The following is a 265-nucleotide window of genomic DNA, read 5'->3' on the forward strand; positions in this document are numbered from 1 at the left end:
TCGCCGGTCTCGGCATCCCGCACCGTGAAGGCGAATATGCCGGGAGTGTTCCGCTGCTGCTCGACCCGCTCCGCGTAGGCGTGCACCGAGTCGGGCCAGGGCGTCGTCATGCCGCGCCAGAGGTCGGCGTCGGTCAGCGGCCAGGCCTCGGACGCGTCGTCGGGGTGCGCCGGGTCGAGACGGATGCCGAATCCGACGAGGTGCAGGGAGTGGTCGCTCATCGGGACAGTCTCGCGCAGGGTCCCGACGCGCCACGCGTCAGGAG

Annotated in this window: 1 protein-coding gene; it reads right to left on the minus strand. The window is 71.7% G+C overall.

Annotated elements, in window-relative coordinates; translation table 11 throughout:
• The coding region (locus ACZ3HH_RS30355) for a hypothetical protein (RefSeq protein ID WP_465810322.1) at positions 1–221 on the minus strand (221 nt) is incomplete at its 3' end.
• Positions 222–265: the final 44 nt, after the last annotated feature.

It is taken from the genome of Pseudomonas sp. PME37.24/025 (assembly GCF_055556615.1).